Consider the following 23,877-nt stretch of genomic DNA (forward strand, 5'->3'; position numbering starts at 1 on the left):
GACTCGACAGAAGCTAGGATGACGCTATGGTGCGCCAGAATCGCCCGGCCGGCAATGCCGGCCGGCGGCGCTCAGAATTCCTCCCACTCCGCGTCGGCGGTCTTGCGCTCCGCGCGCGCAGGAGGGGCAGGGCGGGCAGCCGGCTTGGCGCGCGCCGCCGGGGCCGTCGCCGCGTCGGGTTTGGCGGGCGGGGTGGCTGCCTTGGCGATGCGCGGCGCGGCCTTGCCGGCGCTGGCGCGGACCGGCCGGTCGGCCAGCTTGAAGACCGCGACGATCTGCGCCAGGTGCGCGGCCTCTTCCTTCATCGACTCGGTCGCCGCCGCCGATTCCTCCACCAGCGTCGCGTTCTGCTGGGTGACGCCGTCCATGTCGGACACCGCGCGGTGCACCTGCTGGATGCCGCTCGCCTGTTCCTTGCTCGAATCGACGATCTCGCCCATGATCGCGGTCACCCGGCCGATGCTCTCCACGATGCCGTTCATGGTGGCGCCGGCGCGGCCGGCCAGGTCGGCGCCCTGCGCCACGCGCAGCGTCGAGTCGTCGATCAGTTCCTTGATCTCCTTCGCCGCGGCCGCCGAGCGCTGGGCCAGGCTGCGCACCTCGCCGGCCACCACGGCGAAGCCGCGTCCCTGTTCGCCGGCACGCGCCGCTTCCACCGCGGCGTTCAGGGCCAGGATATTGGTCTGGAAAGCGATGCCGTCGATGACGCCGATGATGTCGACGATGCGCGCCGACGAGGCATTGATCGCCCCCATGGTGTCCACCAGCTGGCCCACCATGGCGCCGCCCTGCTGCGCCACCGTCGAGGCGGCTACCACAAGGCCGTTTGCCTCTTCGGCGCTGGCGGCGCTGTGCTGGACCGCGTGCGCCAGCTCGTTCATCGAGGAGGCGGTCTGTTCCAGCGCCGCCGCCTGGCTCTCGGTGCGGCGCGACAGCTCCTGCGCTTCGCTGGCCATCGCATCGCTCGATGCGCCGATGGTCGAGGTGCCGTCGCGCACCTGGCCGACGATCTGCGCCAGGCTGTCGCGCATGCGCCGCAGGGCGTGCAGCAGGCTCGAATCGTCGCCCGGCCGCAGCGCGATCCGCACGTCCAGCTTGCCGGCGGCAATCTCGCCCGCCACGCGCGCCGCTTCGGCCGGTTCGCCGCCCAGGCGCCGGAACAGCGCGCGCGCGAACAGCATGGCTGCCGCGACGCTGCCGGCAAGGCTCGACAGGCATAGGACAATCAACATGGTGGTGCTGGCGGCGGCGCCCTCCAGCACGTCCTGCGCCATGCTGTCGATGGTCTTGTGCTGCAGGGCCTGCAGCGCCGCCACCTTGTCCAGGTAGAGCTGGGTGGCCGGCACGAATTCGCGCTCGTACTGGGCCAGTGCATCGGGCGACTTGCCGTCGGCCTTCAGCTTCATTACCTGGTCGCGGGTCTCGATGTAGCGTGCGCGCGCTTCGGCGATCGCATCGAACAGCGCCTTTTCCTCCGGCGTGTCGAGCAGTTTGCCGACCTTGTCCTGCAACACGCTGGTGCGCTGGCTCGACTCGAGGCTCTCGGCCGCGAAGGCCTTGGCCAGTTCCGGATCGCTCGAACGGGCGACCGCGGCGGTGCGCTTGGCCGACACCGAGGTGTTGAGCAGCCACTGCGAGGCCAGGGGCTCCTTGACCAGCGGGTGCCGGGTGAGCGCCTCGGTTTCTCGGGACATGAGCTGCAGGCGCCAGATGGCGACTGCGGCGGCGAGGGTAGAAATGACGATGACGATGGCAAAAACGAGGCGTAGCTGAACGCGGACACTGGACATGGCGTTGGACACGGCGTCTCCCGAAGTGATGGTGGGCTCCATGCCGGTGCGGCCTGCCCGGATTCGGGGCGGCCGGCGGCACGTCGGAGAAGCGCACCCTGCTGTCAGGGCGGCAATCCATTAACTTAGAGCAAAATGTGGACCAGAAGTAATGAAGTCGATCAAACTATGCGCGGACAATCTTTCATAACGATTTCCGCATAAGAAGCTGTGATTTAAATCGTTCTCCCAAGCCGGCAAAGCAGGTAGGCTCGGCACATGAACAGCGAACTCCCGCCCCCATCCGGCTCCGTGCAGTGGCACCTGGGCCCCATCATCGACGCGCTGCGCACCTCGCGCGAATCCACCCACAACATCCGCCACCAGGGCCGCGTGCGCGAGCTGCCCTCGCGCGAAGTGCTCACCCAGGTGGTGGGCGGCGTATCGGCGGCGCTGTTTCCTACCCATTACGGCCGGCCCGACCTGAACGACGAGAGCATCGATTATTTTGTCGGCGACACGCTCAACGTCACGCTCGACCGGCTAGTGGGGCAAGTGCGGCGCGCGCTGCGCTTTGCTCCCCAGTTCGAAGAAGCCGACGAGGCCGCATTGGCGGAGCACGCGCAGGCGATCACGCGCGAATTCGCGGCCAGCTTGCCGGGCATCCGCGCACTGCTGGTGTCGGACGTGCAGGCCGCGCTGGCCGGCGATCCGGCCGCCAGCTCGGTGGCCGAGATCATGCTGTGCTATCCGGGCACCATCGCCATCCTCTACCACCGGCTGGCGCACTGCCTGCACCGCCTTGGCGTGCCCTTCCTGGCACGCCTGATCGCCGACATCGGCCATTCGCTGACCGGCATCGACATCCATCCCGCGGCCAGCATCGGCGGCAGTTTCTTCATCGACCACGGCACCGGCGTCGTCATCGGCGAGACCGCCATCATCGGCGAGCGGGTGCGCCTGTACCAGGCGGTCACCCTGGGCGCCAAGCGCTTCCCGGTGGATGCCAGCGGCGCACTGGTCAAGGGTGCGCCGCGCCACCCGATCGTCGAGGACGACGTGGTCATCTATGCCGGGGCCACGGTACTGGGGCGCATCACGGTCGGCGCCGGCTCGACCATCGGCGGCAATGTCTGGCTGACGCAAAGCGTCCCGCCGGGCAGCAACGTGTCGCAGGCGCAGTCGCGCAATACCTGACGCAGGGTACCTGACGCAGGGTAGCTGACGCAGGGTAGCTGACGCAGGGTAGTAAGCGGCGGCGCCTTTGCTATCATGGCGCGATGTCCATCCTGCTCGTACCCGGCTACATGGCCGACGAAACGCTCTGGGACGACGTGGCGGGGCCGCTCGAACGATTCGGGCCGCTCGTGCACGCCGACCTGCGCCACGATTCCTCCATCGAAGCCATGGCCAGCCGCGCGCTCGCCGCTGCTCCTGCCAGCTTCATCCTGGTCGGCTTCTCGATGGGCGGCTATGTCGCCCGCGAGATCGCGCGCCTGGCGCCCGGCCGGGTGCGCGCGCTGGTCCTGATCGCCACCTCCACCCGCGCCGATACCCCTTCGCTGCGCCACAGCCGCGCCACGGTCGGCAAGGCCGCGCCTTCGGTCGCCTTCTCCGGCCTGAGCAAAACTGCGATCGCCACCTCGCTGCATCCAAAACAGGCCGCCAACGAGGCCCTCATCGAGCGGGTGCGCGCGATGGGCGTGCGCCTGGGCGGCGAGGTGTTCCGACGCCAGTCGGCGATCGTGCGCAGCAGCGACCGCGAGCGGCTGATTGACATCCGCTGCCCGACGCTGATCATTGCGGCGGGGCAGGATCGGCTGCGCTCGCGCGAGGAATCCGAGGAGATGCATGCCGCGATTCCCGGATCCGAACTCGCCGTCATCGAGGACAGCGGCCACATGCTGCCGCTCGAGGCGCCGCAGGCGCTGCTGGCCATCGTCGGGCCCTGGCTTCAGAAAGTGACGGCAGCCTGAGCAGGGTGTAGACGGCTAGCTTGATCTGTTCTCGCCTGTCTATTGCCGCGCGCAAGGTCAATCCCTATCAGCCTTGAGCTTCCTCAAAGCTCGCCCTTCGTCACGCCAAGATGTCGCCGGTCTAACCGACGTGACGAAGGAGACTTCCATGGACGACAATCCGGCCGCAAGCCTGGTTTCGCAGAAGGGCGTTCATCCGGCGCCGGCGCCTGCGCACATCGCCGCGCTCAAGGAGCGGCAGAACCGTGCCGCAGCCGGGCGTTTCGAGGCGAGGAAGGCAGTTCGGCAACAAGCCGACAAGCTGAGGGACCAGGGATTGTTCCTTGAACTCGAAGACCCGGCACACATTGCAGAGCGTGCCGCGCGCAAGGGAGGACAGGCGCAGGCAAGTCCCCATCTCGTACAGGCGGTGATCAGCTCCACCAAGATGCCCGCGCGCAGCATGAGCGCGGCCATCGAACGCCTCATCGGCAGCAACGATCTGCTGCCGGTGGCCTATTTCGAGCGCAGCGCCCTGGCTGCCGATGCAGTCGGGCGCATGGTCACGAGCGACGGGCAAGGCCACGAGCTGAGCTATGGCACCGGCTTCCTGGTGGCGCCAGGAGTGATCCTCACCAACCACCACGTCTTGCCGGATGCGGACACGGCCGGGCTGAGCGTCATCCAGTTCGACTACCAGGCCGGCATCGACGGACAGATGGAACATGTCGACGTTGCGCACATCGACAAGAGCCGCTACCTGTCGAACGAAGAGTTGGACTTTGCTTTGGCCGGCATCGTTCCGGCGCCGGGATCCCGCCAGCGGACCGTGGTGCCGTTGATCGCCTCCACCGCGAAGATACTTCCTGACGAGCCGGTCTCGATCATCGAGCATCCCGGGGCCCAGCCCAAGCAGGTGGCCCTGCGCGACAACAAGGTGGTCGACCTGCTGCCCGACTTCGTGCATTACACGACCGACACCGAGCTAGGCGCATCGGGATCGCCGGTGTTCAACGACCAGTGGGAAGTCGTGGCGCTGCACCATGCAAGTGTGCCCGGCGACGGGACGGGCGCGGCGGGCGTACCGGCCAGCTGGGTGGCCAACGAGGGAGTCCGGATCAGCCGTATCGTGTCCTACCTGAAGGCATTGGACAATCTGCCGGCACCGGTCCGGCAGATGGTTTCCCTCGTCTTGCAGCAAGAGGCGGTCACGCCCTTGCCCAGCCTCGATGGCGGCGCAGCAGCCAGCCCGGCAGCCGGCCCGGCACCCGGGCCCGGTGAGCACCAGGGAAAGCAGAGGGAAACAAAGACCGTCGCGCCGGCGACCCGCTGTTCCCTCGACGCCGGTGCCTACCTGACCGAGATCACGATCAGCGTCCGCCCGAACGATGCGCGCGCGCCCATGCCGGCGCGCCACGAGGGCCTGGGATTGGACCTCGTGCGCGGAATGTCGGGCATGCAGACCAGCTTGCCCGCCTTTATCCAGACGCTCGAGCCCGGCGATGTCCTGCTGTACAACGGCACGGGAATCCTGTCGGATGCGATCAAGTATTTCACCAACAGTGACGTGAGCCATGCCGCCTTGTACCTGGGCGGGGACGGCAAGGGCCTCATCGGCGAGGCGGTGGATGCCGGCCTGATCCGCGATCCCCCGGAACAAAGCTTTCCCGGTCACAACTGGGTCGTGGTGCACCGTTTCCGCGACAAGCGCGACATGCGGCCCGTGCTTGATCGAGGCAATTACTACCTGGACAAGAAGCTGCAGTACGCCTATCCGCAGCTTGTTTTCCTCGGCATCTTGCTGCTGACGAGAAAGTTACGTCCTTCAGGCATGCTGGGGAAGATGATCCAGGCGGTGTCGGTGGCTGCGGCAGAGACCCTCGACAAGTTCCTCGAAAGCGGAAAGGAACTGATGATCTGCTCGGAATTCGTGTACCGGGCCTATGACGAAGCGCTCAGCGGCCAGGGCAATCCATTTCACCTGCAGATTCCCGGGGGCGCCACGGAAGCCTACGCCCCGACCGCGCCCGCCATCGAGGAGGGAAGCATCGCCGCTACCTTGCTGGCGCAGCCGCAGTTGCTGCAACCGGGTTTTGCCGAGGCGGCCGAGCGTGCGGCCGTGCAGTTGCCGCTCAACCAGGAGCTGCTTCAGAAGCAGGCTGAAAAGTTCGTGGCCGAGTACCTGGCCGAGCTTCACTACGGCAGGCCGCCGAGCGAACCGAGCGAGCGCCTTGTTCTGGAAGCGCAACTCGGCGCCGCCGTGTCGAGGTTCGCCATCGCCTTGGCCGCCGTACGCTACCAGAACGCCGGAGCAGGCAAGGAAGAAGCGCTGGCGGCCGCGCGCCAACCGGCAGCCTTCGGAGGAGGGCTGCCCCCGGCGCTGCAGGCCCTGTTCCGATCACCCGCCGACTTCGTGACGCCGGCAGACCTGCGGCAGTCGCCCAGCCTGGCCGAGGTCGGCCGCATCTTCTGATGCGACTGGCCAAGTCCTTGATGGTGTCAGGCGTGCTGTCAAGCCATCGCAGAGGCCGACCAGCCGCGCAGGCCGCGGATCGCCTCTTCCTTGAGCTTGGCTTCGATCTCGATGTAGGGCGCGGCCAGGTAGGAGGAGGGCATCACCTCGATCAGGTCCGCATGCTGGCGGTCGTTGAAGCCTTCGCGCCCGTTCGAGATGTGCACCAGCTGGTGCGCGGGATCGGCCCAGGTTTCCCTCGCCTTGCGCAGCATGGCGCCCACGCTGGGGTCTTCATAGCTGTCCAGCTTGGCGTGCACCACATGGTGGTGGGCGTCGAAGACCATCGGCACGCCGGCGCGCATGCAGATCTCGTAGATTTCCTGCGCGCCATAGGCGTATTCATCGTTTTCCAGCCCCAGGCGGCAGCGGATCGCATCGGGCAGCAGGGCGATGCGCTCCACCAGCGCGTCGGCGCGATTGCCCTTGCCGCCGTGGATCTCTAGCAGTGCCCAGGGTGAGCGCGGCTGCTCCAGGAGGTCCATGATCTCGGCATGCATCTGCAGGATCTTGACGCTGTTCGCCACCACGCCTTCCGAATCCGAATTGAGCACGACGAACTGGTCCGGGTGCATCACCAGCCGGATGCCGCGTTCCAGCGCGCGCCGGCCCGAGCGTCCCAGGGTCGTGGCGAAGGGCGCCAGCACCTCGCGTCCGATGTCTTCGTCGGCGAAGGGGAAAATCGAGGAGGGCAGGCGGTACAGGCGGATGTCCTCGGCTTCGCAATAGCGCAGCGCCTTGTCCAGGGTCTGGATGTTGTCGCGGTACAGGTCTTCGAGCAGCTTGCGCTGGGCGTCCAGGCTGTGCTCGAGCAAGCGCTTGCGCGTGACCGTGCGGTAGCGGACGTCTTTCGAGGCGGTGATGCAGACGAGGCCGAGGTTCGGTTGCATGGTGTCCTGGGGTGGGGTGATGGTGCGTTCCAGTCTATCCACATTGGCTTTGCCGGCGCGTTCGCTTAAGGCGCCTTGCGCCATGTTCCCGGGACAGCTCAGGGACAGGACTCCGCACCGTGCGGAATTGCCCGCTTCAGCGCGGCCTGCCGAACACCTGGGTCCAGTACACGATGCCGCTGCGCTTTTCCGTAGTGACGCCATAGGCCGCGCCCATGTCGGTAAAGCCCGGGTTCATGATGTTGGCGCAGTGCCCCGGGCTGTCGAGCCAGCCGGCGATGGCTTCGTCGGGCGTGCTCTGGCCGAAGGCGATGTTCTCGCCCACCCGCTGCCAGGCATAGCCGGCCCGCGTCGCGCGGTCGGCCGGCATGCTGCCGTCCCTGGCCCTGTGGCCGAAATAGCGTCGCGCCGCCATGTCGCGGCTGTGGGACAGCGCGGCTTCGCCCAGTTGCGGATTCCAGCTCACGGGCGGCGCCGCCGCGAACTGCTGCTTGCCGCAGCGGCGCGCGCTGGCCCGGGCCGCATTCACGCCGTCCAGGATGGCCTTGCCGGCCACGTGCCAGTCCGGAAACGATTCGGACGGCAGCGGCGGCGCCGGACGGGCCAGGATCACAGTCCATTCGTTCCCCTCTCGGTAACTGCCGACGGCCGAGTAGCGGGTGTCGAGCAGGGTCCTGCAGTATTTTTCCTGCAGCACCGCCATCGCTTCCGCCGCGGACTGCGGGCCGTTGACGCTGACCGATACGGCGCGCTCGGCGGCGTACCCGGCGTGCTCGAGCGCGAGTTCGATGAAGGTGCCCGGGCCGATGCGCACCCGCGCCAGTGCCGGATGTGCCGTCAGCGCCGCGGCCGGCGCGGCGGCCCGGCCCGCGCAACTGCCCGGCGCGCTGCGATAGGCATTGACCAGGGTGGTGAGCTGCTCGGCGCCATAGGCTGGCGCCGGCACGGCTGCGGCCATGCCGGGCCACGCGGCGAGCGCGAGCAGCAGCGGCGGGGCGGCGCGTGAAAGACTTGGCAGAGTCAGGATGTTCGTTGGCAAGATCAACCCCAGCCGCGCGTACCGCGGCCATGCATCGCATTGAATCAATAGCAATTGACAGGAAACTAAGCCGGCCCCAATGCAAAAACGCCGACCCCAGGTCAGCGTTTGTCGGGCCGGACAGAAGCAATGGCGCCGCTGTCCGATGCATCCACTATAGCAGCGCCGCCGTCAGCGGCAAAGCGCGACGCTGTAACAAGCCGCAACAGCGTGGCCCTGCCTTGTATGCGCCAATCGACGGTCATGCGCGCGTCATCTGCCGCTGTTAAGCTAAATTTCTTGAAAGAAATTTTTTGCTTACTTGTTGCACTTGCGACCGAAGTGTTTGCCTTTTACCGCGGACCGGAACACAATTGGATTCCTGCAATAAACACAACACAGGAACCGCGCAGCCAGCACCGCATCCAGCAAGGAAGTCGAGGCACCATGACGCAAGCCATGCCGTTGTACAGGAATCAGGTCCTGCTCTTATCGCAGAGCTTTTTCATCAAGGACAACCGGGCCGAGCTGCTCCTGCACGCCCATAAGTATGACTTCGACATGCTGTTCTTCGATGACGTGTCGCGTTTCGTCGAGGCGGTGGCGCAGGACGGCGGCGACAATCTGTACGTGATCGACCTCGATGCCCTGCACAACATGCAGGCCGACATGCCGGAAGGCCGCCGTACCCTGATGCTGGGCGAGCTGCTGCAGCGCCTGCCCGCCAACCACCGCTACGTCTACCTGCAGAGCGCGCGCCAGGGCAGCCGCTTCCTGCTGCAGCAACGCTTGGTCGACAGCAATTGCCTGGCCTATGCCGAAAAGCCGATCCCCAACGACGTGTTGGTCGACAAGCTGTTCAACCTGTTCGTGCAGAAGAAGCGCGGCGACGCCGTGCGCATGGTCGTGCTGGGGGCGGTGCCGGGGCTGGACGACGACTTGCTGCAGCAGCGCAACCTCGAGGTGATCCGCCATCCGGAGGCGCAGACGCTGCACCTGCGGGTCAAGGAGCTGCAGCCCGACCTGGTGCTGGTGACCGATGGCGAATACCTGCGCACCGAAGCCATCGTGCGGGTGCTGCAAAGGAATATCGAGGCCGACCCGGTGCGCGAGATCGCCTTGCTGCAGTGCCGTCCGGACCCGGCACTGGCCCGGCGCGCGCTGGCTGACGGCTTCGACGCCGTGCTGGCGACCGGCGAGCCCGGACTGCTGGAAGCCCAGCTTGTGAACCGCAGCAACAAGATCCGCATCAACAAGGACCTGATCGGGAAGGACCGCGCCACCGGCCTGCTCAACAAGGTCGGCCTGCAGAAGAAGGCGCAGGCCATGGTCCGGCGCGCCGCCCAGGAAGGCTGCGAACTGGCCTTCGGCGTCATCGACATCGATAAATTCAAGACCATCAACGATACCTGGGGGCACCACTTCGGCGACATCGTGATCAAGCGCCTGTCCCTGACCCTGGCGCCGCAGTTGGGCGAGTCGGACCTGCTCAGCCGCTTCGGCGGCGAGGAATTCGTCGTGGTGTTCTGGAACTGCGGCCGCGAGGAGGGCAGGCGACGTCTGGACGCGATGCGTGAGGCTTTCTGCGCGATTCCCTTCGAGGTGGGCCCGGGCGACCTGCGCCATTTTTCCTTCAGCGGCGGGGTGGCGGCCTATCCCGAATGCCGCAGCGAGAACGAACTGTTCCTGCGCGCGGACGCCATGCTGTACGTGGCGAAGCAGGGCGGGCGCAACCGGATCTGTGCGGAGGAAACGGGACTGCAGTGCGCGTGAACGAAAAAAACGCCAGCCGCGGCTGGCGTTCGATACGCGCCGAAGACTGGCGCCGGCTTACTCGGCGGTCTTGGCCTGGTGGGCCTGCAACTGCTCGCGCAGCTGCTGCGGACCCGAGTGCGTGTAGTCCTTGTTGAACTCGGCCTTGACCAGTTTCTGGACCTGAGGATCGAGCTTGGTGCGGAGCACGCCCAGGAAATCCGGCGAGGCGGAGATGAGCAGCTGCTGGTAGCGGCCCTCGTTCTGCGCTTTCAGCAGGTAGGTCGCGACATCCTTCGCGAACAGGTCGGCCGCGTGCTGGTCGGGCGTCTGCGCCGGCTGGTACAGCTTGTTCGGCGCTCCCGCTTTCGCGTTGTGGGCAAGTCCGGCGCCTTCGTTGCCGCCGATATTGTGACGGCTACCCGAGGCGGCGGTCGGATCGAGCCGGTCGGTCTCGGTATCCACCGTGCGCAACTGCGCCGCGGAGTTGACCATGTCTTCGATTTCCTGCAGCGGCTCGGACGGAGCGGACTCCGCGAAGAACCTCGCGCGGCCGTTATTGGCCGAAAGAATCCAGGTTGTTGGCATGCTACCCCCTGTCAGTAGTGAATCGTTAGTATCGTTCTGGAACGACCAGGAATGGCGTCCCGGAAACAAGGTATGGCGCGGCAATCGACATGCGACTCGCGTGCATGTCGATCAGGCTATGAATCCAGTATATCGCCGCTTCCGGAACCCCGGCGCACCGACGCGGCACTGCCGTGCGCACGCATGAGCACCGGGAAAACAGGACTGGAATTCCGCCGGCGCTGGCTTAAGCTGAAGGAACCGGCAGGTGCCTGTCGCATCGTCCCGTCTCCCTCCGTGTCCAGGCATGCACCCGTTGTCGGGTATTTCTCAGGAGACAGTCATGACCCACACCATCGCTTCCACTCCCTCGCCACGCCAGCCGCCCGACACCGGCGCTCCCGACTATGCGGCGATCAAGCAGCGCCAGCAGGCCACCTGGGCAAGCGGCGACTTCGCCATCATCGGCGTGACCCTGCAGATCGTCGGCGAGTCGCTCGCCGAAGCCGCCGACGTCCGGGCCGGCGAGCGCGTGATCGACATCGCGGCCGGCAACGGCAACGCCACGCTCGCCGCCGCCCGCCGCTTCGCGCGCGTGACCTCGACCGACTACGTGCCGGCCTTGCTCGACAAGGGCCGCACCCGCGCCGCCGCCGAAGGCCTGACGGTCGAGTTCCGCGAAGCCGATGCCGAGGCGCTGCCCTTCTACGACGGCAGCTTCGACGTCGCGCTCTCGACCTTTGGGGTGATGTTCGCCCCCGACCATGCGCGCTGCGCCGCCGAAATGATGCGGGTGGTGCGCGGGGGCGGCCGCATCGGCATCGCCAGCTGGACGCCGGAAGGCTTCATCGGCCAGCTGTTCAAGACCGTCGGGCGCCATGTTCCGCCCCCAGGCGGGCTGGCCTCGCCGGCCATGTGGGGCAAGGAAGACTACCTGCGCCAGTTGTTCGGCCCTAATGCGGCCAGCATCCGCGCCCAGCCGAAGATGTTCAACTTCCGCTACGCCTCGCCCGCGCACATGATCCAGGTGTTTCGCGACTATTACGGACCGGTGCACAAGGCCTTCGCCGCGCTTGATCCGGCCGGCTAGCAGGCGCTGGAGCAGGACATGATCGCCTTGCTCGACCGTCACAACACGGCGGGCGACAACTCGCTGGTGGTGCCGGCAGAGTACCTGGAAGCCGTCATCATCAAGCGCACGCCCGAGGTCCTTCACTAGTTCCAGGCTTGCGCACGCATGACGGTTGGTGGCAGGGCGGCACGGCGTTACAATCGGCGGCATCCAGTCGAGAAAGGGTGCCATGCGTTTCGCCGCCGTCCTGTCCTCCCTGCTGCTCGCCGCCGTGCCGGCCAGCGCCCAGACCGAAGTGAAGATCGGCACCGCCTCGCCGCTGTCGGGCCCCGGCGCCCACCAGGGCAAGGACATCGAGAACGGCGCCCGCATGGCGATCGACGAACTCAATGCCAAGGGCATCGCGATCGGCGGCGAGAAGATCAAGTGGGTGCTGCAGGTGGAAGACGACGCCAGCGACCCCAGGACCGGCACGGCGGTGGCCCAGAAGCTGGTCGACGCGCGCGTGGCGGGCGTCGTCGGACACCTGAACTCGGGGCCGACCGTGCCGGCCTCGAAGATCTATGCCAGCGCCGGCATTCCGCAGATCTCGCCGGCCGCCACCACGCCGGTGTACACCGACCAGGGCTACAAGACCGCCTTCCGGGTAGTGGCCAACGACAAGCTGATCGGGCGCACGCTGGCGCGCCATGCACTCGGCGCGCTCAAGGCGAAGCGGATCGCCGTGATCGACGACCGCACCGCCTTCGGCCAGGGCCTGGCGGACCAGTTCGCGCGCGAAGTGAAGAGCGGCGGCGGCGCCACCATCGTCAGCCGCCAGTTCACCCACGACAAGGCGACCGACTTCAGCGCCATCCTGACCCAGATCCGCGCCCAGCGCCCGGACCTGATCTTCTACGGCGGCATGGATGCGGTGGCCGGACCCATGCTCAAGCAGATGAAGACCCTGGGGTTGCAGGCGACATTCGTGTCCGGCGACGGCGTCTGCTCGGAAAAGCTGCCGCTGCTGGCCGGCGACGCGCTCGGCGACGACAAGCTGTTCTGCGCGGTCGCCGGCGGCGTCACCGGCGCCCAGGAGGCCCGCTTCAATGTCTTCACCGAGCGCTACCGCCAGCGCTACGGCAGCCCGGTCGAAACCTATGCGCCCTATGCCTACGACGCGGTGATGGTGTTCGCGGCCGCGATGCAGAAGGCCCAGTCGGTCGAACCCGCGCGCTTCCTGCCGGCCCTGGCGGCCATCCGGCACGAGGGCGTCACCGGCAGCATCGCCTTCGACGCGAAAGGCGACCTGCGCGACGCCGCAATGACCCTCTATACCTACCGCCAGGGCAAGAAGGTCAAGCTGCAGGTGGTGCGCGGAAAGTGAGCCGGCAGGCCGGGAAGCCCGTATTGACGGGCGCTTTGAAACAAGATGCATACAAAAATGGGCTTGGCATTGCTTCTCCAGTTCGATTAGGATCGTTCGGTTCCTAACATCAACAATTCTGGAGAGAGAGATGAAACCTAGCCTGTGCAGCACCTTGATCGCGGGCCTGTTCGCAGTGGCGTCCCAGGCCGGCGCGTATGAAGCCCCGGCCACGCCCAACACCGTGGCGCCAGCGGCAGCGGCCGCCGCAGCCGCATCCGGCATCGATGTCGCCGCGATGGACACCGGCGTGCGCGCACAGGACGACTTCTTCCGCTACACCCAGGGCAAATGGCTGAAGGACGTCGACATTCCGTCGGACCGTTCCAGCTGGAGCGCCTTCAGCATCGCGCAGGAGCGCGTCGAGCAGCAGGTCAGCGCCATCATCGGCGAAGCAGCAAGCCAGAAGAACGCCAAGGCCGGTTCGGAAGCCCAGAAGATGGGTGACTTCTACACCAGCTACGTGGACGAGAAGCGCCGCAACGAGCTCGGCCTGGCGCCGCTCAAGGCGGAACGCGCCCGCATTGGCGCGCTGAAGGACAAGCGCGAGCTGGCCGGCCTGATGGCGCGCTTCGACCGCATCGACGTCGGCGGCCCGCTCGGCATGGGCGTCGGCCAGGACAACAAGGATTCGACCCGCTACATCATGGGCATCTCGCAGTCGGGCCTGGGCATGCCGAACCGCGATTACTACCTGCAGGACGAAGCGCGCCTGAAGGACATCCGCACCAAGTACCAGGCGCACATCGGCAAGATGCTGGCGCTGGCCGGCCACCAGGACGCCGAAGCGAAAGCCGCCCAGATCGTGGCGCTGGAAACCGAGATCGCACGCGCGCAGTGGAGCGCGGTCGAAAACCGCGACCCGGTCAAGCGCTACAACAAGCACACCCTGGCCCAGCTGCGCACCCTGGCTCCCGGCATCGACTGGGACGCCTACCTGAAGGGCGTGGGCGCGGCCGGCAAGGTCGATGCCGTGATCGTCAGCCAGCCGAGCTACGTGGCCGCGCTCGACAAGCTGATCGCCGCGGCCCCGCTGAACACCTGGAAGTCCTACTTCGAATTCCGCCTGCTGAGCGCCTACGCGCCCTACCTGTCGCAGCCCTTCGTCGACGAGGGCTTCGCCTTCCGCGGCGGCGTGCTGGGCGGCGCCACCGCCAACCGTCCGGTCGAGAAGCGCGCGATCGCCGAGATCAACCGCAACCTGAGCGAAGTGGTGGGCAAGGCCTACGTGGCCCAGCATTTCCCGCCGGAGCGCAAGCAGCAGGTGCTGGACATGGCGAAGAACTTCATCACCGCCTTCGGCGAAGGCATCGACCAGCTGGAATGGATGTCGCCGGAAACCAAGAAGCAGGCCCATACCAAGCTCTCGAAGATCAACGTCAAGATCGGCTACCCGGACAAGTGGCGCGACTATTCCGGCCTGAAGATCGTGCGCGGCGACCTGGTCGGCAACGTGATGCGCTCGCGCGAGTTCGGCCATGAATACATGATCAACCGCCTCGGCAAGCCGGTCGACCGCAGCGTCTGGAGCATGTCGCCGCAGACCGTCAACGCCTATTACAGCCCGACCCTGAACGAGGTCGTGTTCCCGGCGGCGCGCCTGCAGTACCCGCTGTACGACGCGAACGCGGAACCGGCGGTCAACTACGGCTCGGTCGGCATCTCGATCGGCCACGAGATCAGCCACGCCTTCGATGACAAGGGTTCGCAGTACGACGGCGACGGCAACCTGCGCAACTGGTGGACCGAGGAAGATGCGAAGCAGTTCGCGGCGCGCGGCAAGGTGCTGGTGTCGCAGTATGCCGGCTACAGCCCGCTGCCGGGCTACAACGTGAACGGCGAGCTGACCCTGGGCGAGAACATCGCCGACAACGCCGGCGCCATCATGGCCAGCCGCGCCTACAAGATCTACCTGAAGGGCAAGCCGGGTCCGGTGATCGACGGCTTCACCGCCGAGCAGCGTATCTTCATGGGCCTGTCGCAGGCACGCAAGGGCAAGGCGCGCGACGCGGCCCTGATCTCGCAGGTCAAATCGGACCCGCACTCGCCGTCGGAATTCCGCGTCAACGGCAGCCTGCGCAACCACCCGGGCTTCTATGAGGCCTTCGACGTCAAGCCGGGCGACAAGATGTACCTGGAACCGAAGGACCGCGTGATCTTCTGGTAAGACCCATGACGCGCGCCGGCCTGCCGGTGCCGCCCCGTGCGAACGCCACCCTCGGGTGGCGTTTTTTTAGTGATCCCACCGGGGTCAGGTCTGACATTTAGACACGGGCTGAGCAATACAAGAATGTAACGCTCGAGTTCGTGTCCGAATGTCAGACCTGACCCTGACCCTTCCCCTCAAATTTTCACTACCTGCACCAGATTGGTCAGTGTAAGCAGGGCGAGCTGGAAGGCGTGCCGATCTAGCCGAGGTCGCACGCAATCGGTCAGATCCCACCGGGGTCAGGTCTGACATTTAGACACGGGCTGAGCAATACAAGAATGTAACGCTCGAGTTCGTGTCCGAATGTCAGACCTGACCCTCGGGAAGGCTAGCCGGGCGACAAGATGTACCTGGAACCGAAGGACCGCGTGATCTTCTGGTAATCATGTGGCGCCCCGGCCGCTATTCACGGCTGCGGCCATCGGCGATAATGCAGGTCGCCCCCGCATTGTCAGCTGATTTCCCATGCATTACACCTTCGAAGACATTGTCCGCCAGTTCGACTCGGCCACCTTCGCGCGCGGCGAGCGCTATGCCCGCCAGGGCATGGTCGTCGATGTCGACTTCTTCGACAGCACGATCACTGGCGAGGTCGAGGGCAGCTACAACAATGTCTACGAGCAAACGATCTTCGTCGAAGCAGGCCGTCACGGCATCAGGTTCGACAGCGATTGCAGCTGTCCGGTGGGAGGCGCCTGCAAGCACGTGGTTGCCGTGCTGCTGCATGGCCTGGAACAGCGCAAGGCCGATGCAAGGGACGGCCTGCCGCCGATGGCCGAGCAATGGCTGCAGCAATTCGCCATGCTGCAGTCCTGCACGGATTCCGGGCCGCCGCCTGCGCCGAAAGAGCGGCTCCTCTACGTCCTGGCGCCCGAGCGCGGCGCCGGTGCGCCGCGCCTGCACCTGTGCCGGGCGCGCTTGCGCAAGGATGGCAGCATCGGCAGCACCACCATCCAGAACGAGACGTATCAGCTGCTCGCCACCCGACCTGCCTATGTCCAGGAAGAAGACGAAGAACCGATCCGCCTGATCGCCGGACTGCATGCGGGGAGACGCTACCTCGAAGCGGCCAGCCCGGCCGGCAGGCTGGGCGCCCGCTTGCTGGATCAGCTGTGTGCCGAAGGCCGGCTGTGGTGGGCCGAGTCGAGCGCAAGCCTCAGGCGCGGCGATCTGCGCCTGATACACCCGGGGCCGCAATGCAGTGCGCAATTGTGCTGGCATGCGAACGAGGTGGATGGATCGGTCGAGCTGAGCTGGCGATGCGAAGACGGCAGCGCGGTCGGCCACGTACTGGCGACCGAACCGATGCGCTACCTCAAGGACGGCTTGCTGGGCGAACTTGTACCGCCTGCCGCGCTCGCGGCGTTGCCGCCGGAGGCGCTGCAGAAACTGGTGGATGCGGCACCCCGCCTGGCGCCAGAGCAGCGCGCGCCCATGGCCGAGCGTTTCGTGGCGCTGGGACTGGACCGCGTCCTCCCGCCGCCGCAAGCGCTGCAGACCCGCCGGCGCAAGGATCTCCTGCCCACGCCCTTGCTGGTGCTGGACAGCCTGGGAGCGAGCGCGCGCGGCGGGCTGCACTGGCACGATCATGCCATGCTGTTCTTTCACTACGACGGCATGCCGGCTGAAGAAGGTGAGGCCGAGCTGCGCAGCATCGCGGATGGCGTTGTCGAACTCATCGAGCGCAATGTGGAGGCGGAAGCCGCGGCGCAGGTCCGGCTCCTCGAACTCGGCTTCGCCGCGCCGGATGCGCAATCGTTGCTGGCGGACTATCCCGGTGCGCTGGTGCTACCGTCCGAGGCGGCGTGGGTGGACTTCGCGCGGCATGAGGTGGAGCGCCTGCGCGCGGCCGGCTGGGAGATCGAGTTTGGCGATAATTATCGCTACGAGCTGCTGGACGTGCAAGAGTGGTACGCGGAACTCAACGAGGAGGGCGAGGGCGCAGGCGCATGGTTCGCACTTGAACTCGGCGTGCTGGTCGATGGCCAGCGCCACTCGCTGCTGCCTCTGCTGCTGGAAATGATTCGCGAGGCGCCCCGGGAGTTCGACGCCGCTGCGCTGGCGGCCCGCGACGACGGGGGCGCACTCGTGGTGGAGCTGCCGGACTTCACGCGCGTCGCCTTGCCATGGAGCCGGGTCAAGCCCATCCTTGCCACGCTGGGCGAGCTTTATTTCAGCGATCGCATCGGGGAGTCGCTGCGCCTGCCCGTCATGGACGCCGCGCGCCTGGCCGAGCTGGAAGAGGTGGCGCAGCTGCGCTGGATGGGAGGCGAGCGCCTGCGCGAGCTGGGCCGGAAGCTGGACGGCTTCAGGGGGATGCCGCAAGTCGATCCGCCTGTCGGCCTGCAGGCAACGCTACGCCCTTATCAACAGATGGGTCTGTCTTGGATGCAATTTTTGCGCGAGTACAGCTTCGGCGGCATTCTGGCCGACGACATGGGACTCGGCAAGACCATCCAGACTCTTGCCCACATCCTGGCCGAAAAGGAAGCCGGCCGGCTCGATGCCCCGGCGCTGGTGGTGGCGCCCACCAGCCTGATGGGCAACTGGCAGGCTGAAGCCGCCAGGTTCGCACCGGGATTGCAAGTGCTTCTCCTGCACGGCAAAGAGCGCTCGGCGCAGTTCGACCGGATCGCCGGTGCCGACCTGGTGCTCACTACCTACCCGTTGCTGGCGCGCGACGAGGAGGCGCTGCGCCGCCATCATTATCACCTGCTGATCCTGGACGAGGCGCAGTACATCAAGAACAGCCGCTCCAAGGCGGCCCAGAGCGCCCGCCTGATCGAGGCAAGGCATCGCTTGTGCCTGACCGGAACGCCGGTGCAGAATCACCTGGGCGAATTGTGGTCACAGTTTCACTTTTTGATGCCAGGATTGCTGGGTGAGGAGAAAGCCTTCAACGCGGCGTTCCGCAAGCCGATCGAGCAGCAGGGCGACAGCTTGCGCAGGGATTTGCTGGCTCGGCGTGTCAGGCCGTTCATGTTGCGGCGTACTAAGGACAAGGTGGCGACCGAGCTGCCGCCCAAAACGGATATCGTGCTGCCGGTCGAGTTCGGTGTGGCCCAGCGTGACCTGTACGAAACCGTGCGGCTGGCAATGGACCGCAAGGTGCGCGAGGAAATCGATCGCAAGGGCCTCGCGCGCAGCCAGATCGTGATCCTCGACGCCTTGCTCAAGCTGCGCCAGGTGTGCTGCGACCCGCGCTTGTTGAAGACGGCCGGCAGGGCTGCCGATTCGTCGAAGCTGAGCGTGTTGATGGAATTGCTGGAGACCCTGCTGAGCGAGGGGCGCAAGATACTCGTCTTTTCCCAGTTCACCAGCATGCTGGCTCTGATTGGGGCGACGCTGCGTGAACGCGCCATCGACTACGTCGAGCTCACCGGCGATACCGTCGACCGCGCCGCGCCGGTCGCCGCCTTCCAGCAAGGGCGCACTGCGGTATTCCTGATCAGCCTGAAAGCTGGCGGTGTCGGGCTGAACTTGACGGCGGCCGACACGGTCATCCATTACGATCCTTGGTGGAATCCAGCCAGCGAGAACCAGGCCACGGATCGGGCCTGGCGCATTGGCCAGGAGCAGCCGGTGTTTGTCTACAAGCTGATTGCCCGGGGCACGCTGGAGGAAAAAATTCAGGACATGCAGCGTCGCAAAGGAGAGCTGGCACGGGGACTGCTTGATGCCGACGGCGGGCTGTCGGCCGCCATCGGCGTGGACGACCTGCAGGCCATCTTCGCGCCCCTTGCCCCCTGAGGCACGCCGGCCTGCGATGCCCGTCAATGGGGCGCCGGGCTGCCTGCGGCGCTTCCCGCCGCCAGCGGCGCGCATTCGAGGCATTCGGCGCCCAGGTGGGAGCCGAGATATTCGCGGAAGGCCGACACCCTGCCGTCCTCGAGGGTGAACACGTGCACCCAGTCGCTCTCGATGTGCACGTTTGTTTCCTTCGCCGTCCAGGCGCTGTGCCCGAGGACGACCACCTTGTCGCCCTGCGCGATGTATTCCCTGGGTGTGAATTCCCGTACCGCGAGCTTCTTGTCGAACTGCTCGAAGTAGTCGGCGACCTGCTCGCATCCCTTCCGTTTTCCGGTGAAAGCCAGGCCCGGCACGTCCGTCAGTTCCCAATCGATGTCGGGTGTCATGCGTGCGAAGAACTTGTCGAGATCCTTGCGCCCATACGCGGCATAGCACTCCTGAACTTCCTTGACATTCTGCTGCTCCAGCATGATCGCCTCCGGTCGGTAAAGAGTGGAATTTCAGTATGCGCCAGCAAACCGGATGTGCAAGGAACTTATCCGGTTTCGCTCAGGGGCGGGCGGCCTCGATCAGCTCGATCCGGTTGCCGAACGGGTCCTCGATGCCGGCGCGGCGCCGGCCGTCGACCTGCACTTCTTCCCGCACCGTCACGCCGCGTTCGCGCAGCAGCGCGCAGTAATCGTCGAAGTCTTCAATGACGAAGGCTGGATGCGCCTTTTTGGCGGGCACGAAACCGGCCTGGCCGCCGATGTGCAACTGGCCGGTGCCAGTCTGGAACCACAGGCCGCCGGAGGCGTTCAGCGGTGCCGGTTTGGGAATCTCGGTCAGGCCCAGCACGCCGCCATAAAAAGCGCGGGCAGCCTCGTCGGCGCCCGGTGGGGTGGCGACCTGAACGTGGTCGATTCCGGCGATATGGGGCATGGCGTTCTCCACGGTGCTTGAGCGATGCGGCATTATCGCATCGGCCCGTATCCAGTGCTGCGCCCGAGCGTAAACACGAGCGGAGCCATCGCTTTTTTCCGCCCAAGCCGCCGGACTGCTGTGCTACTCTCACAGTTTGTCCAACAAGCAACAGGTCACCATGCGCTCTCTGCTTCCCGCTTTCGCCGCCACCGTCCTGCTGGCCGGCTGCGCCGCCGCACCGCCCGTCCCAGACGCCCGCGACGCATTCATGGCCACGCTACAAGGCATGTGTGGCCAGCGCTTCGAAGGCGCACTGGCGTATGCGATCGACCCCAACAGCGAATTCGCCAACAAGACCATCTCGACCGAGGTGGTCTGCAAGGCCGATGCCGTGCGGATGCCGGTGCAGGTCGGCGCGGACCGCTCACGTACCTGGATCTTCACCCGCCACGCGGCGGGGCTGGAACTGCGCCACGACCACCGCCACCCGGACGGCTCGCCCGATGCGGTGACCATGTACGGCGGCATGGCGAAGGAGGGCGGCACGGCGCGCTCCCAGGCCTTCCTGGCCGATGCCTATACCGCCAAGCTCGTTCCGGGCGCCGAGACCAATGTCTGGACAGTCAGCCTCAGCCAGGATGGCAGCGTGCTGAGCTATCGCCTGGACCGTCATGACAAGCCACGCGCGGAATTCGTCCTGAAGCGCGTCTCCGGCTGAACGTTTTCTTCAACCACGACCTTCGTCGCCTGAACACAAGGGTAAGCAATGGCCGAACAAACGCTGACGCAAACGCAAGCACCCGCCGGGAAAACCGGCGCACTGAACCGCATCCTGAACCTGATCGAAAAGGTCGGCAACAAGCTGCCCGATCCGGCGATCCTGTTCGCCCTCCTGCTGGCCGTGGTCTGGCTGACGTCCTGGGCCATGTCGGGCATGGTGTTTACCGAGATCGATCCGCGCTCCGGCCAGGCTATCCAGGTCAAGAACCTGCTGGCGCCCACCGCCCTGACCGATTTCACGGCGCGCATGGTCAACACCTTCGTCACCTTCCCGCCGCTGGGTGTGGTGCTGGTGGCGATGCTGGGCCTGGGCGTGGCGGAATACACCGGCTTCATCAACGCCGGCCTGCGCAAGATCCTGTCCGTCACCCCGCGCCGCCTGCTCACGCCGGTGCTGGTCGCCGTGGGCGTGCTGAGCCACATCGCCGTCGATGCCGGCTACGTGCTGGTAATCCCGCTGGGGGCCGTGATCTTCTATGCGGCCGGACGCCATCCGCTGGCCGGCATCTCGGCCGCCTTCTTCGGCGTCTCGGGCGGCTTCTCGGCCACCTTCTTCCTGCCTTCGAGCCTCGATCCGCTGCTGGCCGGGCTGACCCAGGTGGCTGCGCGGCTCTCGTCCGATCCGGCCGCCGCCGCGATCGTCATCAACCCCCTGAACAACTTCTACTTCACGACGGCCTCGCTGTTCCTGGTGATCTCGGTCGGCTGGTTCCTGACCGATAAAGTCATCGAGCCGCGCCTGAAGAAAACGGCCGCCATCGATGCCGATCCGGCCGACCTGCCCAAGATGGATGCGCTGCAGCCCCGGGAGCGCAAGGGCCTGCGCTGGGCCGGCCTGGCGATGGTCATCAGCCTGGCGCTGCTGGCGTGGTCGATCGTGCCGGAAGGCTCGGCATGGCGCGCACCCGACACGCGCGAGATCACGCACGCGGGAGCGCCGCTGATGCAGTCGATCGTCCCGCTGATCTTCATCTTCTTCCTGATTCCGGGCGTGGTGTACGGCTACGTGGCCGGCACCGCGAAGAACCACCGCGACATCGTCAAGGGGATGAGCCATGCCATGAGCGGCATGGGCTACTACGTGGTCATGGCCTTTTTCTGCGCCCAGTTCATCTTCGCCTTCGGACAATCGAACCTGGGTGCGCTGCTGGCGATCAAGGGCGCCTTGTGGCTGAAGGAGATGGCCTTCCCGATGGGCGTCACCCTGGCCGGCATCGTGCTCCTGACGGCATCGGTCAACCTGTTCATCGGCTCGGCCTCGGCCAAGTGGGCGCTGATCGGCTCGGTGATGGTGCCGATGCTGATGGAACTCGGCGTCTCGCCCGACTTCACCCAGGCCGCCTACCGCGTGGGCGACTCCTCGACCAACATCATCACGCCGCTGCTGCCTTACTTCCCCCTGATTATCGTGTTCTGCCGAAAATACGTGCAGTCGACCGGCATCGGCACCCTGATCGCCCTGATGCTGCCGTACTCGGTGGCGATGCTGGTATGCTGGACCGCGTTCCTGCTCGGCTTCTGGGCGCTGGACATTCCGCTGGGCGTCGGCTCGACCTACACCTACCCGGCGGCAAGCTGAAGGCAATACCGTTAATCGCTACGACATGGAGACTCGTTTGAAATACGCTACCCTAGTTCTGATGGGCCTTGCGGTTACCGCCGCGCAGGCCGCCGACGGTCCACGCTTCGACCCCAAGCGCCTGGCCCAAGACGTCAAGACCTTGTCCTCGGACGAATTCGAAGGCCGCGGTCCCAACACCGCGGGTGAAACCAAGACGGTCGATTACCTCGTGCAGCAGTTCAAGGCGGCCGGCCTGCAGCCGGGCGGCGACCTGAAGGACGGCAAGCGCGCCTGGACCCAGGACGTGCCCCTGGGCCGTTTCGAGATCAAGGGGCCGGTCAAGCTGACCCTCACCCAGGGCGGCGCCAGCCGCGAGCTGAAGCAGGGGCCGGACATGGCCGTGCGCGCCTCGATGAGCGGCCTGAAACAGGTGTCCTTCAAGGACGCGCCGCTGGTCTTCGTCGGCTACGGCGTCACCGCGCCGGAACGCAAGTGGGACGACTTCAAGGGCGTGGACCTGAAGGGCAAGCTGGCGGTGGTCCTGATCAACGATCCGGATTTCGAAACCGGGCAGGGCGAGTTCGGCGGCAAGGCGATGACCTATTACGGCCGCTGGACCTACAAGTATGAAGAGATGGCGCGGCGCGGCGCACTCGGCACCATCATCGTGCACGAGACCGCGCCGGCTTCCTACGGCTGGGCAACGGTGCAGAACTCGAATACCAACGTCATGTACGACGTGGTGCGCAAGGAACCGCGCAAGTCGCATGCGCCGATGGAAGCCTGGGTGCAGCGCGACCTGGCGGCCTCGATGTTCAAGGCGGCCGGCCTCGATTTCGAGGCGGCCAAGAAGCAGGCCCAGACCCGCGACTTCAAGCCGGTCGAGCTCAAGGGTGTCAGCCTGTCGGCCGACTACACCACCGACTCCCAGGTCGTCACCTCGAAGAACGTGGTCGCGATCCGCGAGGGCAGCAAACAGCCGAAGCAGTACGTGATCTACAGCGGCCACTGGGACCACCTTGGCGTGGGCCAGCCGGACGCCACCGGCGACAAGATCTATAACGGCGCGGTGGACAATGCCACCGGCATCGCCGCCATGCTGGAACTGGCGCGTGTCTACGCCAAGCAGCCGGCGCCGCAGCGCAGCGTCGTGTTCCTGGCGGTGACGGCGGAAGAGAAGGGCTTGCTCGGTTCGGAATACTACGCCTCGAATCCCCTGTATCCGCTGACCTCGACGGTGGCCTTGATCAACATGGACGCACTGAACCCGCAGGGCCCGGCACGCGATTTCACGATCTCGGGCAGCGCCAAGCTGGAACTGCTGGACCAGCTGACCGCCAAGGCCAAGCGCTGGAACATGACGTACTCGCCGGATCCGAAACCGGAAGCGGGCTACTTCTTCCGTTCCGACCACTTCCCCTTCGCCAAGCGCGGCGTACCGGCGATCTCCTTCGGCTCGGGCAAGAACTGGATCGACGGCGGCACCCAGGCGGGCATGGCGGACGAAGCGTCGTATACCGAGAAGCATTATCACCAGCCTTCGGATGCCTTCAACCCGAACTGGAGCTTCACCGGCATGGCGCGCGACCTGGAGCTGCTGTATGCGCTGGGATCGGACCTGGCCAATTCGAGCGCCTGGCCGAACTGGGCGCCGGAGTCGGAGTTCCGCGCGGCGCGCGACAGGTCGGCGGCCGAGCGCAAGTAAGCGGTCCCACAGGATGAACGCCACCGCAC

The 23,877-nt window shown here is 66.0% G+C and carries 16 protein-coding genes and 1 pseudogene; 11 read left to right on the forward strand and 6 right to left on the reverse strand.

All coding sequences use genetic code 11. The features are described from left to right. Positions 1-71: 71 nt before the first annotated feature. A complete protein-coding gene (locus MasN3_RS04655) occupies positions 72-1,832 on the reverse strand; it encodes a methyl-accepting chemotaxis protein (RefSeq protein WP_281912714.1) in 1,761 nt (586 codons plus the stop codon). Positions 1,833-2,048: 216 nt separating this feature from the next. On the opposite strand from MasN3_RS04655, the gene epsC reads away from it, so the two are divergent. The 3 genes from epsC to MasN3_RS04670 all read left to right on the forward strand — a co-directional run bounded on the left by epsC (position 2,049) and on the right by MasN3_RS04670 (position 6,197). Beyond that, entirely contained in the window at positions 2,049-2,966 is a 918-nt protein-coding gene (epsC, locus tag MasN3_RS04660; RefSeq protein ID WP_281912715.1) for a serine O-acetyltransferase EpsC, read from the forward strand. 83 nt (positions 2,967-3,049) lie between these two features. Then, entirely contained in the window at positions 3,050-3,745 is a 696-nt protein-coding gene (locus tag MasN3_RS04665; protein WP_281912716.1) for an alpha/beta fold hydrolase, read from the forward strand. Positions 3,746-3,893: 148 nt separating this feature from the next. Then, positions 3,894-6,197 carry a trypsin-like peptidase domain-containing protein gene (locus MasN3_RS04670; protein ID WP_281912717.1) on the forward strand — a complete coding sequence of 768 codons (2,304 nt, stop codon included), beginning with the start codon at positions 3,894-3,896 and terminating at the stop codon, positions 6,195-6,197. 38 nt (positions 6,198-6,235) lie between these two features. On the opposite strand, the gene uvsE is transcribed toward MasN3_RS04670, so the two are convergent. Together uvsE and MasN3_RS04680 are read right to left on the reverse strand one after the other, a co-directional pair. After that, the gene (uvsE, locus tag MasN3_RS04675; protein WP_281912719.1) at positions 6,236-7,126 is read right to left on the reverse strand and encodes a UV DNA damage repair endonuclease UvsE; all 891 of its coding nucleotides are present in this window, start codon (positions 7,124-7,126) and stop codon (positions 6,236-6,238) included. Positions 7,127-7,262: 136 nt separating this feature from the next. Continuing rightward, a complete protein-coding gene (locus MasN3_RS04680) occupies positions 7,263-8,165 on the reverse strand; it encodes a CAP domain-containing protein (RefSeq protein ID WP_281912720.1) in 903 nt (300 codons plus the stop codon). A gap of 426 nt (positions 8,166-8,591) precedes the next feature. Between MasN3_RS04680 and MasN3_RS04685 the strand changes: the two genes are divergently transcribed. Then, positions 8,592-9,917 (forward strand): GGDEF domain-containing protein, encoded by a 1,326-nt coding sequence (locus MasN3_RS04685; protein ID WP_281912721.1) that lies wholly within the window; start codon positions 8,592-8,594, stop codon positions 9,915-9,917. Between the two features lie 57 nt (positions 9,918-9,974). Here MasN3_RS04685 and MasN3_RS04690 read toward each other — a convergent pair whose 3' ends face one another. Then, complete coding sequence (locus tag MasN3_RS04690; RefSeq protein WP_281912722.1) at positions 9,975-10,484, reverse strand: host attachment protein; 510 nt, start codon at positions 10,482-10,484, stop codon at positions 9,975-9,977. Positions 10,485-10,806: 322 nt separating this feature from the next. Between MasN3_RS04690 and MasN3_RS04695 the strand changes: the two are divergent. The 4 genes and pseudogenes from MasN3_RS04695 to MasN3_RS04710 all read left to right on the forward strand — a co-directional run bounded on the left by MasN3_RS04695 (position 10,807) and on the right by MasN3_RS04710 (position 18,899). Then, positions 10,807-11,682 (forward strand): annotated as a pseudogene (locus MasN3_RS04695) (class I SAM-dependent methyltransferase). 82 nt (positions 11,683-11,764) lie between these two features. Next, positions 11,765-12,901, forward strand: coding sequence for a branched-chain amino acid ABC transporter substrate-binding protein (locus MasN3_RS04700; protein ID WP_281912724.1), 1,137 nt, complete (start codon positions 11,765-11,767; stop codon positions 12,899-12,901). A gap of 130 nt (positions 12,902-13,031) precedes the next feature. Continuing rightward, entirely contained in the window at positions 13,032-15,107 is a 2,076-nt protein-coding gene (locus MasN3_RS04705; RefSeq protein ID WP_281912725.1) for a M13 family metallopeptidase, read from the forward strand. A gap of 507 nt (positions 15,108-15,614) precedes the next feature. After that, positions 15,615-18,899, forward strand: a complete 3,285-nt coding sequence (locus tag MasN3_RS04710) for a DEAD/DEAH box helicase (protein ID WP_281912727.1) — start codon at positions 15,615-15,617, stop codon at positions 18,897-18,899. A 23-nt stretch (positions 18,900-18,922) separates the two neighbouring features. On the opposite strand, the gene MasN3_RS04715 is transcribed toward MasN3_RS04710, so the two are convergent. Both MasN3_RS04715 and MasN3_RS04720 read right to left on the reverse strand, forming a co-directional pair. Then, positions 18,923-19,369, reverse strand: a complete 447-nt coding sequence (locus tag MasN3_RS04715) for a nuclear transport factor 2 family protein (RefSeq protein ID WP_281912729.1) — start codon at positions 19,367-19,369, stop codon at positions 18,923-18,925. Positions 19,370-19,448: 79 nt separating this feature from the next. After that, positions 19,449-19,820 carry a VOC family protein gene (locus tag MasN3_RS04720; RefSeq protein WP_281912730.1) on the reverse strand — a complete coding sequence of 124 codons (372 nt, stop codon included), beginning with the start codon at positions 19,818-19,820 and terminating at the stop codon, positions 19,449-19,451. A 160-nt stretch (positions 19,821-19,980) separates the two neighbouring features. On the opposite strand from MasN3_RS04720, the gene MasN3_RS04725 reads away from it, so the two are divergent. From MasN3_RS04725 to MasN3_RS04735, 3 genes are read left to right on the forward strand one after another with little or no spacing between them, the layout of a single operon-like run. Then, complete coding sequence (locus MasN3_RS04725; RefSeq protein WP_281912731.1) at positions 19,981-20,520, forward strand: hypothetical protein; 540 nt, start codon at positions 19,981-19,983, stop codon at positions 20,518-20,520. 48 nt (positions 20,521-20,568) lie between these two features. After that, a complete protein-coding gene (locus tag MasN3_RS04730; RefSeq protein WP_281912732.1) occupies positions 20,569-22,161 on the forward strand; it encodes an AbgT family transporter in 1,593 nt (530 codons plus the stop codon). Positions 22,162-22,198: 37 nt separating this feature from the next. After that, on the forward strand, positions 22,199-23,848 hold the full coding sequence (locus MasN3_RS04735) for a M28 family metallopeptidase (RefSeq protein WP_307730401.1): 1,650 nt from the start codon (positions 22,199-22,201) through the stop codon (positions 23,846-23,848). The last annotated feature ends 29 nt before the right edge of the window (positions 23,849-23,877 follow it).

Source organism: Massilia varians (assembly GCF_027923905.1).
Lineage (GTDB): Bacteria > Pseudomonadota > Gammaproteobacteria > Burkholderiales > Burkholderiaceae_D > Telluria > Telluria varians_B.

Coding starts and splice junctions, on each gene's coding strand:
- MasN3_RS04655 (WP_281912714.1), bottom strand. CDS start 1,832: ATGGAGCCCACCATCACTTCGGGAGACGCCGTGTCCAACGCCATGTCC.
- MasN3_RS04705 (WP_281912725.1), top strand. CDS start 13,032: ATGAAACCTAGCCTGTGCAGCACCTTGATCGCGGGCCTGTTCGCAGTG.
- MasN3_RS04690 (WP_281912722.1), bottom strand. CDS start 10,484: ATGCCAACAACCTGGATTCTTTCGGCCAATAACGGCCGCGCGAGGTTC.
- MasN3_RS04700 (WP_281912724.1), top strand. CDS start 11,765: ATGCGTTTCGCCGCCGTCCTGTCCTCCCTGCTGCTCGCCGCCGTGCCG.
- MasN3_RS04715 (WP_281912729.1), bottom strand. CDS start 19,369: ATGCTGGAGCAGCAGAATGTCAAGGAAGTTCAGGAGTGCTATGCCGCG.
- MasN3_RS04665 (WP_281912716.1), top strand. CDS start 3,050: ATGTCCATCCTGCTCGTACCCGGCTACATGGCCGACGAAACGCTCTGG.
- uvsE (WP_281912719.1), bottom strand. CDS start 7,126: ATGCAACCGAACCTCGGCCTCGTCTGCATCACCGCCTCGAAAGACGTC.
- MasN3_RS04710 (WP_281912727.1), top strand. CDS start 15,615: ATGCATTACACCTTCGAAGACATTGTCCGCCAGTTCGACTCGGCCACC.
- MasN3_RS04730 (WP_281912732.1), top strand. CDS start 20,569: ATGGCCGAACAAACGCTGACGCAAACGCAAGCACCCGCCGGGAAAACC.
- MasN3_RS04725 (WP_281912731.1), top strand. CDS start 19,981: ATGCGCTCTCTGCTTCCCGCTTTCGCCGCCACCGTCCTGCTGGCCGGC.
- MasN3_RS04670 (WP_281912717.1), top strand. CDS start 3,894: ATGGACGACAATCCGGCCGCAAGCCTGGTTTCGCAGAAGGGCGTTCAT.
- MasN3_RS04720 (WP_281912730.1), bottom strand. CDS start 19,820: ATGCCCCATATCGCCGGAATCGACCACGTTCAGGTCGCCACCCCACCG.
- epsC (WP_281912715.1), top strand. CDS start 2,049: ATGAACAGCGAACTCCCGCCCCCATCCGGCTCCGTGCAGTGGCACCTG.
- MasN3_RS04685 (WP_281912721.1), top strand. CDS start 8,592: ATGACGCAAGCCATGCCGTTGTACAGGAATCAGGTCCTGCTCTTATCG.